The sequence below is a fragment of the Cellulomonas xylanilytica genome (genome assembly GCF_007989805.1).
Taxonomy (GTDB): domain Bacteria; phylum Actinomycetota; class Actinomycetes; order Actinomycetales; family Cellulomonadaceae; genus Cellulomonas; species Cellulomonas xylanilytica.
Genome location: NZ_BJUB01000011.1, coordinates 82431 through 95621, shown reverse-complemented (window position 1 = coordinate 95621; position 13191 = coordinate 82431). Strand labels below are relative to the sequence as shown.

Sequence of the window (13191 nt, the reverse complement as noted above, 5' to 3'; positions counted from 1 at the left end):
CTATCGTGGCTCCGTGGCGAAGAAGGAGCATGCGTCGGCCGGCACCCCTGCCCTGGTCGCGCTGGTGGCTGCGGGGATCGAGCACACGGCGCACGCCTACTCGCACGACCCCGCGAGCACCCTGGGCTACGGCCTCGAGGCCGCGGCCGCGCTCGGCGTCCCTCCGGAGCAGGTGTTCAAGACGCTGATGACGGTGGTGGACGGCACGCTCACCGTCGCGGTGGTGCCGGTCACCGGGCAGCTGGACCTCAAGGCGCTCGCGCACGCCGTCGGCGGCAAGAAGGCCGCGATGGCGCCGAAGCCCGACGCGGAGCGCGCCACGGGGTACGTCGTCGGTGGCATCTCGCCGCTCGGCCAGCGCTCGGCGCACCCGACGGTGGTCGACGAGACGGCCTGGCTCTTCGACACCGTCCTCGTCTCGGGCGGTCGACGGGGTCTCGACGTCGAGCTCTCCCCCGACGACCTGGTCCGGCTGACGTCGGCGACCGTCGCCGACATCGCGCGGTCCGACGCGTGATCGCCGACCGTCTGGCCGACGTCCGGCGCCGGGTGGCCCGCGCCGCTCTCGACGCCGGCCGGGACCCCGGGCATGTCAGGCTGCTCCTGGCGACGAAGACCCAACCGGTCCACCTGGTGCGGGAGGCCCTCGACGCGGACGCCCGCGCGCGGGCCGAGGACCCGGCGCTGACGCCGGTGCTCGTCGGCGAGAACCGCGTGCAGGAGCTCGTCGCCAAGGGACCGGAACTCGCCGGCCTGGCCACGGTGCACCTCATCGGGCCGCTGCAGTCCAACAAGGTCAACGCGGCGCTGCGGTGGGCGTCGTGCATCGAGTCCGTGGCGTCGCTCGACCTGGCCGAGCGGCTCTCCGCCCGCGCGACCGCGACCCTGGACGTCTACGTGCAGGTGAACGTGTCCGGCGAGGAGACCAAGCACGGTGTGGAGCCGGACGCCGCCGTTGCGCTGGCCGGTGAAGTCGCCGCGCTGCCGAGCCTGCGGGTGGCAGGCCTCATGACCGTCGGCGCGCGGTCCGACGACGCCGCGGTGGTGCGGTCGGGCTACGCGCTGCTCCGGTCGCTGCGGGACGAGGTCGTCGCGGCGGGCACTCAGACGGCGACGGAGCTGTCCATGGGCATGAGTGGAGACCTGGAGCTGGCTGTGGCGGAGGGTGCGACGCTCGTGCGTGTGGGCAGCGCGGTCTTCGGCGCCCGACCCACGTAGCCGCCGCGGAGCAGCACCAGCTGGGCGGTACGGGTGGCGGCGCCGGGTGCGCGGCGGCGTCCGGCGGCGAGCTCGCGGGTGTGCAGCACGGTGAGCCGGCGCAGCTCTCGGTCGAGGTCCATGCCGGTGAAGAGGCTCGCGCGCGCACCCTGATACACGCGTCCATGACAAGCACGCTTGACACCAACGATGATGTCAAGCACGCTTGTCACGTCAAGCACGCTTGTCATCGGAGGCGCCTCGTGCACACGCTGGACACCCTGCGGGACCTGGACGTCCCCGCCGTCACGACGATCGTCGTGGTCGTCGCCGTCGCCGCGCTCGTCGCGCTGGACCCGGCTCTCGGCCGCCGTCAGTACGCCGGGTTCGTCGCCGACCTGGCCACGGCCGATGGCGACCTCGGACGGGACCAGGTCCGTCGCCGGCTCTACCGGAGCTGGACGTGGCAGGGCTGGCTCACGGGCGTGCTCGTCGTCGCGGCGGTCCTGGTCCTGCCCGGGATCGGGCTCACCGACCTCGGTCTGCGCCTCCCCGACCTGGGCATCCTGCTCCCGGCCGCCGACCGCGACGACGCGACCGGGATGGCGGTCGGCGCGGTCGTGGGGATCACGCTCGCCGTCGGAGCCCTCGTGCTCCTGCGGCGGCGCCTGCCCGCGGACTTCCGGCCCCCGCACAGCGCTGCGGCCGACGCCTTGTGGCCCACGACGCGCGCAGCCTGCCGGGGCTGGGCGGGACTGTCGTTCTCGGCCGGCGTCACCGAGGAGGTCTCGTACCGCGGCCTGCTGGTCCTCGCCCTGGCACTGGCCGTCCCGGGGCTGCCGGACCTCGCGTTCGTCGCCGTCGCCGCGATCCTCTTCGGGCTCGCGCACTGGTACCAGGGACGGCTCGGCATGCTGGCGACCGGCGCGCTCGGCGCCCTCTTCACGCAGCTGTACCTGGCCACCGGCAGCCTGCTGCTGCCCATGGTGCTGCACGTCCTCGTCGACCTGCGACCACTGCTGGACCGCCCGGCACGCTCCGGCGCGCCCGTCCCGGCGGACGCCCGATGAGGAACGAGATCCGCCGGCTGCGCGAGGAGGCCGGCCTGTCCCAGGCGGCGCTCGCCGAGGCGCTCAGCGTGTCTCGGCAGACCGTGAACTCCCTGGAGAACGGTCGCTACGACCCGTCCCTGCCGCTGGCCTTCGCGGTCGCGCGCTACTTCCGCACCACGATCGAGGAGATCTTCCATGACGACGTCTGAGCCCAAGCGTTCCCTGTCCGACGGTCGGTTCCTCGTTGCCTGCGGGTGCGGGCTGGTCGCCGCCGGCCTCCTCTGGCTGGTCTTCACCATCGCGGACCAGCCGGACACCGCCGCAGGGGCCCTGGTCGGCGGGGTCACGGTGATCGCGCTCGCGGTGGCCGTGCGCTGGTGGGCGCGTCGCCGCGGCCCGTCGGCCGACGGTGGGCTCGGCCGCACGCTGCTGGGCACCGCCGACGAGCGGGACAAGACGATCCTCACCGCCTCCCTGGCCTGGGTGGGCCTCGCCGCGTTCCTCGCGAACGGCATCGCGCTGGCGGCGCTCGCGCTGGGCGCGGACGGCGCGACGGTGATCGGCGCCGTCCAGGCCGTGCTGATCGCCGTGCTGGTCGGGGTGTTCGTCCTGCTCTCGCGCCGCCTGTGACGGCAGGATGACCCCATGAGCGACGAGCGCCGGTTCCCGCGGTGGGTCTACGGCACGGGGTCGGACCCGGACGCGCGGTTCTCGCTGGCCAACGAGCGGACGTTCCTCGCGTGGATCCGGACCTCGCTCGCCCTGCTGGCCGGCGGCGTCGCCCTGGAGGCGCTCGCCCTGCCCGTGCAGCCCGACCTGCGGTTCGCCGCCGCGGTCCTGCTGGTCGCGCTCGGCGTGCTGGCGCCCGTGCTGGCGTGGATCAGCTGGGCCCGCGCCGAACGGGCCGTCCGGCAGGGGACCTCGCTGCCCGCACCGTCCGCGTTCGGCCTGCTCGTCGTCGGCGTCGTCGCCGCCGGCGGGCTCGTCCTGGTCGGGATGGCGCTGGCGTGACCGAACCGCCCCCCACCCTGGCCGCCGAGCGCACGCACCTGGCGTGGAGACGCACGGCCATCGGGCTCACGGGCGGCGGCCTGGCTGCCTCGCACCTGCTGCAGGAGTTCGTCGGCGCCGCCGCGTGGAGCCTCGCGGCGACCGCCGTGGTGGTCTCCGTCGCACTGGCGGCCGTCTCGCACCGGCGGCACCTGGTCGACGGCGCGCTGCCCCCGGGCGGACGGCTCGTCGCGGTCAGCGCTGCGGGCACCCTGGTGATCGGGGTGGCCGCCGTCGCGTTCGTCGTTCTGCGCGGACCCTGAGGTCAGGGCACCCGCGCGGTCCACGCCGGGTCGGTGAACTTGGTCCGCATCAGCTCGGTCGCATGGTCCAGCTCCTGCGGCCGCAGCTCGCCGTCGACCGTCGGGTACAGCCCGCGGAAGTGGGCCGCGAACGCGGCGATGACAGCCTCGCGCGGCAGCTGCGTCTGCGAGCGCACCGGGTCGACCCGCTTGTTCGCGCTCGTCGTGCCCTTGTCGGACAGCTTCTCGCGCCCGATCCGCAGCACCTCGAGCATCTTGTCGGCGTCGATGTCGTAGGACATCGTCACGTGGTGCAGCACCGCTCCGCCGACCACCCGCTTCTGCGCCGAGCCCGCCAGCTTCCCGGCCGGGGAGGCGATGTCGTTGAGCCCGCTGGTGAACGCCTGCACCCCGACGTCCGCGAGCGCACCGAGCACCCACTGGTTGAGGAACGCGTAGGAGTCCTCGAACGTCATGCCGTCCACCAGCGACTCCGGCACCACCAGCGAGAACGTGATGCAGTTGCCCGCCTCCATGAACATCGCGCCGCCGCCGGAGATCCGGCGGACCACGGTGATCCCGTACCGCTCGGCCGCCTCGAGGTCCACCTCGTTGCGCAGCGACTGGAACGACCCGATGATCACCGCCGGCTCGACCCACTCCCAGAACCGCAGGGTCGGACCGCGACGCCCCGCTGCCAGCTCCTCGGTGAGCACCTGGTCGAGCGCCGTGTGCAGGGCGGGGGGCAGCGGACCCGGGTGGATGAGCTCGAACGTGTGGTCGCCCCAGCCGGTCGAGTAGCCCAGCGCGCGCCGCACCGCGACCGCCACGGCGTGCGCGTCGAAGCCGATCATCGTGACCGGCTGCTCCTGGCGCGCCAGCGCGTCGGTCACGGCCTCGGCCAGCCGGCTCACCGGCGTGTCGCGGGGCAGCCGCTCGAGGGACGACGACAGCACCCCGAGGGCCTCGTCCGGTTCGAGGAAGAAGTCGCCGCTGACGCTGACCTCGGTCAGCAGCCCGTCCACCACGTCGAGGTCGACCGCGACGAGCTTGCCGCCGGGGACCTTGTACTCACCGTGCACGCCGCCCAGCGTAAGCGGCTCGTCGGCCCGCTCGTCGGCCCGCTCGTCAGCCCAGCGACCGCACCGCTGACTGCGCGCGGTCCTGGACCATCGCGGACAGGGTCGCCGCGTCGCCCAGCGTGGCCAGCGCCGCGTCCCTGTCACCCGCGCCGAGCGCCTCCGCGGTCCAGGTGACGATCGTGTTGCCGACGAGCATGTGCCCGCGGTACCCGGGGATCTGGCTCCCCTCGGCGGAGTGCGTGATCTCCTGCACGATCGACGGGTAGACGGCCTGGCCCTCGATCGCGGGCTCGACCGTCCACGTGGCGCCGTCGATGTCCGGGTTCACCTGGCTGTACTCGGGGCAGGCGTCGACGGTGGTCACCAGCGTCCGGAACGCCTCGCGCGCCGACGCGGGGTCGGGCAGGACGGCGACCTCCTGCTCGAAGGACATCGCGTCGTTGCCCCACATCAGCGCGTCGAACCACGCCGGCGGGGTTGCGACGACGGTGACGGCGACCGTGCACTCGGGCGGGTCCACCGTCGAGCCCGCCGGCAGCCCCCAGGGCAGCTGCCCGGACGTGATCAGCTGCTGCACGTCGGGCTCGGCCGCCGGGACGTTGGCGAGCAGCTCCGCCGAGGTGACGAACAGGGTCGGGGCCGTCGCCGCGTCGAACAGGGCGTCGGACCCGGGCGGCGGCACCGACGGTGACTGCGTGGTGGGTGCGGCGGTCGGCTCGGGGACCGTGACGGTGACCGTCGGCGTCGGCTCCGTCTCCACCGGCTCCCAGGGTTGAGCGACCAGTGCGGTGACCAGCGCGATCGCGAGGAAGGCGACGAGCAGCCACCACCATCCGGCGTGCGACCGCCCGGGACCGGCGTCGGGCGACGGCGTGCTGCCGGACACGACCGCTCCTTCCGAGCTCGCCGGCCGCGCTGCAGCAGCCGTTCCCCCGAAGGCTAAGCCGCGGCGGTCGAGTGCGCAGGGATGAAGTTCAGCGAGGCGTCACACCACGGTGGCGCAGCCCCCAGATGGCGGAGTCCGTGAGCGCCTCCCACGACGCCTCCAGCAGGTTGGGACCGACGCCGACGGTGCTCCACGAGTGCTGCCCGTCGGTCATCTCGATCAGCACCCGGGTGACCGCGTCGGTGCCGTGCATCGAGTCGAGGATGCGCACCTTGAAGTCGATGAGCTCGAACGTCTCCAGCTCGGGGTAGACCAGCACCAGGGCCTGGCGCAGGGCGTGGTCCAGCGCGTTGACGGGTCCGTTGCCCTCGCCGGTGCTGACCACGCGCTCGCCGCCGGCGTGCAGCTTGACGGTCGCCTCGGCCGTCGCGGGCGTCCCCCGTCCGCCGCTGCGCTCGACGATGGTCCGCCACGACTCGACCCGGAAGTACTGCGGGCGGTGCCCGTCGATCTCCTCGAGCAGGAGCAGCTCGAACGACGCGTCGGCCGCCTCGTACGTGTACCCGTTCGCCTCGGCGTCCTTGACGCGGTCCGTGACCCGGCCCAGCAGCTCCGGCCGGCCGCTCAGGTCGAAGCCCAGCTCTCGGCCCTTCAGCTCGATCGACGCGCGGCCGGCCATGTCGGAGATCAACATCCGCATGTCGTTGCCCACCGTGGCGGGGTCGATGTGCTGGTAGAGGTCGGGGTCCACCTTGATGGCGGAGGCGTGGATGCCGGCCTTGTGCGCGAACGCGCTGGCGCCGACGTAGGGCGACCGGGCGAACGGCGAGATGTTCGTGATCTCGCTGATGGCGTGGGCGATCCGGGTCAGCTCGGGCAGTCCGCCCGGCAGGCCGTCGGCCACCTTGAGGACCGGCAACCCGTACTTGAGCTGCAGGTTGGCGACGACCGAGAGCAGGTCGGCGTTCCCGGTGCGCTCGCCGTACCCGTTGACGGTGCCCTGCACGTGCGAGCACCCGGCCTCGACCGCGGCGAGCGTGTTGGCCACCGCGCAGCCGGAGTCGTTGTGCGCGTGGATGCCGAGGACGGCGTCCGGCCCGACCGCCCCCCGGATCTCGTGCACGATCTCCGCGACCCACGCCGGGACCATCCCGCCGTTGGTGTCGCAGAGGGCGACCACCTCGGCACCCGCCTCGAACCCGGCGAGCACGGCGGCCCGCGAGTACGCCGGGTCGAACCGGTAGCCGTCGAAGAAGTGCTCGGCGTCGACCACCACCCGGCGCCCCTCGCGCACCAGGAACGCGACGGTGTCCGCGATCATCGCGATGTTCTCGTCGCCCGTGGTCCGCAGCGCCCGCTCCGCGTGCCGCAGGTCGTGCTTGGCGACGAGCGCGACGACGGGCGCCTCGGAGTCGACCAGCGCTCGCACCTGCGGGTCGTCGACCGCGCGCGTCCCGGCCTTGCGGGTGCTGCCGAACGCGGCCAGCTCCGCGTTCCGGAAGTCCAGCTCCTTGGCGGCCCGCTTGAAGAACTCGGTGTCCTTGGGCACCGCGCCCGGCCAGCCACCCTCGATGAAGCCGACGCCGAGCTCGTCGAGCAGCGGCGCGATGGCCAGCTTGTCGGCGACGGAGAGGTTCATCCCCTCCTGCTGGGCGCCGTCGCGCAGGGTCGTGTCGTAGACCTGGAACGGCGTGCTGGCGGGGACGGACACGATGAGCTCTCTTCGGTGCTGGGGCGACGTTCTCGAACTGCGTCGTGCTGCGACCTCGGTCGTTCCGGCGGGGGTGTGCCGGTGCAGTCGACGGTAGTCGGGGCGGGGGTGGTGCTCCGACCAACAAAAAGACCCCCCGGGGTACGGGAGGTCTGCGCGTCAGCTTGGTGGGCCGACGCGCTACTCGATAATGAGGGAGGAGCGGGTCACCCGTGCATGGTGGCACACGTCACGTTCCGCGGTCACGCGTTCCACGTGCTGGACACTCCCCGTGACTGCCGCCCGGCACCCGCTGCCTCTACCGCGGTGCCGACCGCCGAGCCGGTGTCCCGACGTCGGCCGTCGGATGTCCGATTCGCTACCGTTGCACTGTGTCGTCACCGGCGGCGCGCAGGTCGGTCGACCTCGAGGAGGCAGCAGTGTCCATCCCCACTCCCCCGCCGGAGCGCCAGTCCGCCTACCCCCACCAGACGCCCCCGACGCCGCCGCCCGCCCCGGTCGCCGACCCGACGATGGTGTACCCCGCGGCGGTGCAGCCGGCCGCCGTCCAGCCCGTCCCCGTCGCCGCCGCCCCCGTCGCCGCCACCCCGACCGGCCCGTCGGTCGACGCCGGGCGGTTCTGGGCCGGCGTCGCCGCGACCGCACTGGTCACCGCCCTGATCGGTCTGGTCGGGGTGCTGATCGTGGACCAGATCCTCGACATCGAGCTGGTGGTGAAGGACCTGCTGGGGACCGGCTCGACGGGCGCCGCGTTCGTCGTCGGCGGCGTCCTCGCCTCCGTGCTCGCCGGTGGCCTCCTGCACGTCCTCGTCCTGTCCACCCCCAAGCCGCGGGCGTTCTTCGGCTGGATCATGTTCCTGGCCACCCTGACCGCCGCGCTGCTGCCGCTGACCTGGACCGACGTGCTGGAGTCTGCGATCGCGTCGGGCCTGGTCAACGCCGTCATCGGGATCGCGATCTGGTCGCTGCTGCTCGGGGTCCTCAGCCGGACGCTACGCCCCGGCACGCTCGTCGACTGATCAGCTGCGCCCCTGACGCCTTGTCCCTACGGTCACGCGGCCTCCGCCGTCGTGCTCGCGACGGCCAGGGTCCTTCCTGCCAGTCCGCCGGCGCGGCGATGCCGTGCCGACGGTCGCCCAGACCGGGCGCGGCCGAGAGCCCCGTGGGATGCCGGCGCGGTCCTCCCGCGCGGCCCTGGGACGTCACTCTCGGCCGCGGTCGACGGCCGCGGCGAGCTCGATCAGACGAGGCGGTGGAGCCAGCCGTGCCGGTCGGTCGCCCGCCCGTACTGGATGTCCGTGAGCTCCGCGCGGATGCGCGTGGTGACGGGCCCGGCGTCGCCGTCGCCGACCGTGAGGTCGAAGTCGTCGCTGGCCAGCCGCCCGATCGGCGTCATGACCGCCGCCGTGCCGCACGCGAACACCTCCCGCACCGACCCGTCGGCCAGGCCCTGCCGCAGCTCCGTCAACGGGATGGGTCGCTCCGAGACCTCGTGACCGGCATCGGTGAGCAGCCGCAGGATCGACGACCGGGTCACGCCCTCGAGGATCGACCCGGACACCGGCGGCGTCGCCACGCTGCCGTCCGCGTGCACGACGAACACGTTCATGCCGCCGAGCTCTTCGAGCTGCGTGTTGGTCGACGCGTCGAGGAAGCACACCTGCTCGAAGCCCTTGGCGTAGGCCAGCTGCTGCGGGAGCAGGCTCGCCGCGTAGTTGCCGCCGCACTTGGCCGCACCCGTGCCGCCGTCGCCCGCGCGGTGGTACTCCTGGTCCACCCAGATGGACACCGGGCGCACGCCGCCGGCGAAGTACGGGCCGACCGGCGAGGCGATGACGAGGAACTCCGCCTCCAGCGAGGGCCGCACGCCGAGGAACGTCTCGGAGGCGTACATGAAGGGGCGCAGGTACAGGCTGGTCTCCTCGCCCGACGGCACCCAGGCGCGGTCCGTCGCGACGAGCGCCTCGATCGCACCGAGGAAGTCCGCCTCCGACAGCTCCGGGAGGGCCAGGCGTCGGGCCGAGCGCGCGAAGCGCGCCGCGTTGTCCCGCGGGCGGAACGTCCATACCGAGCCGTCGGCGTGCCGGTACGCCTTCATGCCCTCGAAGATCTCCTGCGCGTAGTGCAGCACCGCGGTCGCCGGGTCCATCAGCAGCGGGCCGTACTTCTCCACGCGGCGGCCGGTCCAGCCGTCCTCGTTCCGGTACGAGATGCGGGCCATGTGCTCCGTGAACACGGTGCCGAACTTCGGCGACGCCAGCGCTGCCTCGCGCTGCTCGTCGGGGACGGGGTTGTCGGTCCGAGTGATCTCGAACAGGTCGACAGACGTGGGGTGGGTCGTGGTGCTCATGAGCGGGGGCCTTTCACCAGAGTCAGGTTTGACGGTACCGGTGAGGACGGCCGGGTGGAATCCGGGACGGGGCCGCGGGCCCCGAGGGATGGGATCAGCCGGCGATGCGCGCGGCGAGGTCCTTGCCCACCTCGGCCGTCGACCGTACTCGCGCGAGCGAGTCCTGGCCCTTGCGGTCCGCGATGTCGTCGGCCACGGCCTTCTCGACGCGCGCCGCCTCGGCGGTCAGCCCGAGGTGCTCCAGCAGCAGCGCGACGGACAGGACCGTGGCGGTGGGATCGGCCTTGCCCTGGCCCGCGATGTCCGGCGCGGAGCCGTGCACCGGCTCGAACATGCTGGGCGCCGTGCGGTCCGGGTTGATGTTGGCCGACGCCGCGAGACCGATGCCGCCGGTGATGGCCGCCGCCAGGTCGGTGAGGATGTCGCCGAACAGGTTGTCGGTGACGACCACGTCGAACCGCGCCGGGTTGGTGACCAGGAAGATGGTCGCCGCGTCCACGTGCAGGTAGTCGACCGTCACGTCGGGGAACTCGGCGTTCACGGCCTCGACCGTGCGGCGCCACAGGTGGCCGGCGTGCACGAGGACGTTGTGCTTGTGCACGAGCGTGAGCTTCTTGCGCGGACGGGCGGCGGCACGCGCGAAGGCGTCCCGGACGACGCGCTCCACGCCGAACGCCGTGTTCACGCTGACCTCGTTGGCCACCTCGTGCGGCGTGCCGACGCGGATGGCGCCACCGTTGCCCACGTACGGACCCTCGGTGCCCTCGCGGACCACCACGAAGTCGATCTCCCCGGGGTTGCCCAGCGGGGACACCACGCCCGGGTAGAGGCGGCTGGGGCGCAGGTTCACGTAGTGGTCGAGCGCGAAGCGCAGCTTGAGCAGCAGCCCACGCTCCAGCACGCCGGACGGCACGCTCGGGTCACCGATGGCGCCCAGCAGGATGGCGTCGTGCGCGCGGATCGCGTCGAGATCGGTGTCCGTGAGGGTCTCGCCGGTCGCGTGATAGCGCCGCGCACCCAGGTCGAAGTCGGTGGTGGAGATGGTGACCCCGCTGCCGTGCAGCGCGGTGTCCAGTGCCAGCAGACCCTGCTCGACGACCTCCGTGCCGATGCCGTCACCAGCGACGACGGCGAGGCGGATGTCCCGGGCAGCAGAGGTGTCGACCATGGAGCGAGCGTAGACCCCGTCCCACGGCTCGGGACGGGTGTCTCACGCTCCGGACGACGCTCGGTCGACGCTCAGTCGACGGCGGGCGTCGGGCCGACCGTCGGGTAGACCAGCTCGAACCGCTCCAGCATGACGTCGAGCGACGGGGAGAACGCCTCACCGAGCACGCGCCGCCACGACGCCTCGTGCTGCGCCCGCCACGACTCCAACGAGCCGTCGCCCTCGGCCTCCGCCGTCGCGTGCTCCGCCGTCACCTGGTCGAACGGGACCACCTCGACCTCGGTGGTGCGCAGCAGCGCGCGCGGGTCGCCCGAGCCGTCCACGACGATCGACAGGTCCCCGACGCGCGGGATCTCGAGACCGACCTGCTCCAGCTCCGCGACTGCGAGCGCCGTCGCCGTCTTGCGTCCGTCGAGGACCCGGTCCAGCAGCTCCTGCGCCTCCGCGTCGTCGCCGTACGACCACGACGGCGGCGGCACCACGTCGTCCGCCGTGCCGCCCAGCACCTGGTCCATCTTGCCCATCCCGACGTGCCCGCGGGCCGCCTGCCAGAACGCCGCGATGCGGAGGTCCTCGACCGCACCCTCGGCTGCGTGCTCAGCCGGCTCTACCTGCTCGTCGGTCATCGTCGTCCCTCCGTCGTGGTTGCCCCATCCTTGCGTACCCGCTGGCCACCGGCACATCGCCCGCTACCCGACCGAGATCGTGGGTCCGACCCGAGATCGTGGGTGCGAACCCACGGTCTCGCGACGAAGCCACGATCTCGCGCTGGGGCGCGGTGGCGGGAGACGCAGAACGGCACCCCGGCCGGAGCCGGGGTGCCGTTCGTGTGGTGAAGGGAGGTCAGCGCGCCGCGCTTCCCTCGACGTAGTCGGTCTCCGAGGGCTTCACCCAGGCGAACAGCTTGCGCAGCTCGCGGCCGACGGGCTCGATCGGGTGGTTCTGGCCCTTCTCGCGCAGCTCCTTGAACTCCGGGGCGCCGGCGTCCTGGTCGTTGATGAACCGCTCCGCGAAGGCGCCGTTCTGGATGTCCGCGAGGACCGCCTGCATGTTGGTCTTCACGTCCGGCGTGATGACGCGCGGGCCGGACACGTAGTCGCCGTACTCGGCGGTGTCGGACACGGACCAGCGCTGCTTGGTGATGCCGCCCTCGAAGATGAGGTCGACGATCAGCTTGAGCTCGTGCAGGACCTCGAAGTACGCGACCTCGGGCTGGTAGCCGGCCTCGGTCAGGGTCTCGAAGCCGTACTGGATGAGCTGCGAGACGCCACCGCACAGGACGGCCTGCTCACCGAACAGGTCGGTCTCGGTCTCCTCGGTGAAGGTCGTCTTGATGCCGGCGGCGCGCAGGCCACCGATCGCCTTGGCGTAGGACAGGGCGAGGTCCCAGGCGGAGCCCGAGGCGTCCTGCTCGACCGCGACGATCACGGGGACGCCGCGGCCGTCGACGTACTCGCGGCGGACCAGGTGACCCGGGCCCTTGGGGGCGACCATGAGCACGTCGTGACCCGCGGCCGGCTTGATGTACCCGAAGCGGATGTTGAAGCCGTGGCCGAAGACGAGCGCGGCGCCGTCCTTGAGGTTGGGCTCGATCTCGTCGCGGTAGACGATGCGCTGCACCTGGTCGGGGGCCAGGATGACGACGACGTCGGCCTCGCGGACCGCGTCGGCCACCGAGGCGACCTTGAGGCCCTGGTTCTCGGCCTTCGCACGGGACGCGGAGCCCTCGCGCAGGCCGACGGTCACGTCGACGCCGGAGTCGCGCAGGTTGAGGCTGTGCGCGTGCCCCTGGCTGCCGTAGCCGATGACGGCGACCTTCTTGTTGGCGATGATCGACAGGTCGGCGTCGTCGTCGTAGAACAGCTCGGCCACGATGGGTCTCCTCGGTGATGGGGGTTCGTTCGGGTACAGATCGAGAACAGATGGGTCAGGCGGAGCGGTTCACGCGCTCGAGGGCGCGGTCGGTGATCGAGCGCGACCCGCGGCCGATGGCCACGGTGCCGGACTGCACGATCTCCCGGATGCCGAACGGCTCCAGGGCGGCGAGCAGGGCGTCGAGCTTGCCCGGTCCGCCGGTCGCCTCGATGACGACGGTGTCCGGCACGACGTCGACGACGTGCGCCCGGAACAGCTGGACGACCTCGAGGACCCCGGTGCGCTGCGTGGCGTCGGCCTTCACCTTGACCAGCAGCAGCTCGCGCTGGACGGACGCGGCGTCCTCCAGCTCGACGATCTTGATGACGTTGATCAGCTTGTTCAGCTGCTTGGTCACCTGCTCCAGCGGCAGGGCGTCGACGTCGACGACGACCGTGATGCGGGAGATCTCGTCGTGCTCGGTGGGACCAACCGCGAGCGAGTGGATGTTGAACGACCGCCGCGCGAACAGGCCGGCGACGCGCGTGAGCACGCCGGGCTTGTTCTCGACGAGGACCGACAAGGTGTGACGGGACATG

16 protein-coding genes are annotated in these 13191 nt (G+C 72.5%); 8 read left to right on the top strand and 8 right to left on the bottom strand.

Going from position 1 to position 13191, the window contains the following annotated elements; all coding sequences use genetic code 11:
- Positions 1–13: 13 nt before the first annotated feature.
- The 7 genes from ybaK to CXY01_RS16610 all read left to right on the top strand — a co-directional run bounded on the left by ybaK (position 14) and on the right by CXY01_RS16610 (position 3562).
- On the top strand, positions 14–517 hold the full coding sequence (gene ybaK / locus CXY01_RS16640) for a Cys-tRNA(Pro) deacylase (protein WP_146929439.1): 504 nt from the start codon (positions 14–16) through the stop codon (positions 515–517).
- Positions 514–1218: a YggS family pyridoxal phosphate-dependent enzyme gene (locus CXY01_RS16635; RefSeq protein WP_146929436.1), complete on the top strand. Its 705-nt coding sequence runs from the start codon at positions 514–516 to the stop codon at positions 1216–1218. Before ybaK ends, CXY01_RS16635 begins: the two co-directional genes overlap by 4 nt.
- 242 nt (positions 1219–1460) lie before the next feature.
- On the top strand, positions 1461–2267 hold the full coding sequence (locus CXY01_RS16630) for a CPBP family intramembrane glutamic endopeptidase (RefSeq protein ID WP_186813436.1): 807 nt from the start codon (positions 1461–1463) through the stop codon (positions 2265–2267).
- Positions 2264–2458, top strand: coding sequence for a helix-turn-helix transcriptional regulator (locus CXY01_RS16625; protein WP_146929430.1), 195 nt, complete (start codon positions 2264–2266; stop codon positions 2456–2458). The genes CXY01_RS16630 and CXY01_RS16625 overlap by 4 nt, the downstream gene beginning before the upstream one ends.
- Positions 2445–2879 (top strand): hypothetical protein, encoded by a 435-nt coding sequence (locus tag CXY01_RS16620; protein ID WP_146929427.1) that lies wholly within the window; start codon positions 2445–2447, stop codon positions 2877–2879. The genes CXY01_RS16625 and CXY01_RS16620 overlap by 14 nt, the downstream gene beginning before the upstream one ends.
- Before the next feature lie 15 nt (positions 2880–2894).
- Positions 2895–3260 carry a YidH family protein gene (locus CXY01_RS16615; RefSeq protein ID WP_146929424.1) on the top strand — a complete coding sequence of 122 codons (366 nt, stop codon included), beginning with the start codon at positions 2895–2897 and terminating at the stop codon, positions 3258–3260.
- Positions 3257–3562 (top strand): DUF202 domain-containing protein, encoded by a 306-nt coding sequence (locus tag CXY01_RS16610; RefSeq protein WP_146929422.1) that lies wholly within the window; start codon positions 3257–3259, stop codon positions 3560–3562. The genes CXY01_RS16615 and CXY01_RS16610 overlap by 4 nt, the downstream gene beginning before the upstream one ends.
- Positions 3563–3564: 2 nt before the next feature.
- On the opposite strand, the gene lplAB is transcribed toward CXY01_RS16610, so the two are convergent.
- From lplAB to cimA, 3 genes are all read right to left on the bottom strand, one after another.
- The gene (gene lplAB, locus CXY01_RS16605) at positions 3565–4623 is read right to left on the bottom strand and encodes a lipoate-protein ligase LplAB (protein ID WP_146929418.1); all 1059 of its coding nucleotides are present in this window, start codon (positions 4621–4623) and stop codon (positions 3565–3567) included.
- A 46-nt stretch (positions 4624–4669) separates the two neighbouring features.
- Entirely contained in the window at positions 4670–5509 is an 840-nt protein-coding gene (locus tag CXY01_RS16600) for a sensor domain-containing protein (RefSeq protein WP_146929415.1), read from the bottom strand.
- Positions 5510–5597: 88 nt separating this feature from the next.
- A complete protein-coding gene (gene cimA / locus CXY01_RS16595) occupies positions 5598–7220 on the bottom strand; it encodes a citramalate synthase (protein WP_146929412.1) in 1623 nt (540 codons plus the stop codon).
- Between the two features lie 419 nt (positions 7221–7639).
- Between cimA and CXY01_RS16590 the strand changes: the two genes are divergently transcribed.
- A complete protein-coding gene (locus CXY01_RS16590) occupies positions 7640–8239 on the top strand; it encodes a hypothetical protein (RefSeq protein WP_246125441.1) in 600 nt (199 codons plus the stop codon).
- A 221-nt stretch (positions 8240–8460) separates the two neighbouring features.
- Here CXY01_RS16590 and CXY01_RS16585 read toward each other — a convergent pair whose 3' ends face one another.
- The 5 genes from CXY01_RS16585 to ilvN form a co-directional block, all read right to left on the bottom strand.
- Positions 8461–9570, bottom strand: coding sequence for a branched-chain amino acid aminotransferase (locus CXY01_RS16585; RefSeq protein ID WP_146929409.1), 1110 nt, complete (start codon positions 9568–9570; stop codon positions 8461–8463).
- 94 nt (positions 9571–9664) lie between these two features.
- Entirely contained in the window at positions 9665–10738 is a 1074-nt protein-coding gene (locus CXY01_RS16580) for a 3-isopropylmalate dehydrogenase (RefSeq protein WP_146929406.1), read from the bottom strand.
- 71 nt (positions 10739–10809) lie between these two features.
- Positions 10810–11364 (bottom strand): ASCH domain-containing protein, encoded by a 555-nt coding sequence (locus tag CXY01_RS16575; protein WP_146929402.1) that lies wholly within the window; start codon positions 11362–11364, stop codon positions 10810–10812.
- Positions 11365–11581: 217 nt separating this feature from the next.
- Positions 11582–12610: a ketol-acid reductoisomerase gene (gene ilvC, locus CXY01_RS16570; protein WP_055922647.1), complete on the bottom strand. Its 1029-nt coding sequence runs from the start codon at positions 12608–12610 to the stop codon at positions 11582–11584.
- 55 nt (positions 12611–12665) lie between these two features.
- Entirely contained in the window at positions 12666–13190 is a 525-nt protein-coding gene (ilvN, locus tag CXY01_RS16565; RefSeq protein WP_056592582.1) for an acetolactate synthase small subunit, read from the bottom strand.
- Position 13191: the final 1 nt, after the last annotated feature.

What these genes read in the sequence shown, in the direction of transcription:
- CXY01_RS16585 (WP_146929409.1), bottom strand. Translation starts at nt 9,570, where the DNA reads ATGAGCACCACGACCCACCCCACGTCTGTCGACCTGTTCGAGATCACT.
- CXY01_RS16580 (WP_146929406.1), bottom strand. Translation starts at nt 10,738, where the DNA reads ATGGTCGACACCTCTGCTGCCCGGGACATCCGCCTCGCCGTCGTCGCT.
- CXY01_RS16575 (WP_146929402.1), bottom strand. Translation starts at nt 11,364, where the DNA reads ATGACCGACGAGCAGGTAGAGCCGGCTGAGCACGCAGCCGAGGGTGCG.
- CXY01_RS16625 (WP_146929430.1), top strand. Translation starts at nt 2,264, where the DNA reads ATGAGGAACGAGATCCGCCGGCTGCGCGAGGAGGCCGGCCTGTCCCAG.
- CXY01_RS16615 (WP_146929424.1), top strand. Translation starts at nt 2,895, where the DNA reads ATGAGCGACGAGCGCCGGTTCCCGCGGTGGGTCTACGGCACGGGGTCG.
- ilvN (WP_056592582.1), bottom strand. Translation starts at nt 13,190, where the DNA reads ATGTCCCGTCACACCTTGTCGGTCCTCGTCGAGAACAAGCCCGGCGTG.
- CXY01_RS16620 (WP_146929427.1), top strand. Translation starts at nt 2,445, where the DNA reads ATGACGACGTCTGAGCCCAAGCGTTCCCTGTCCGACGGTCGGTTCCTC.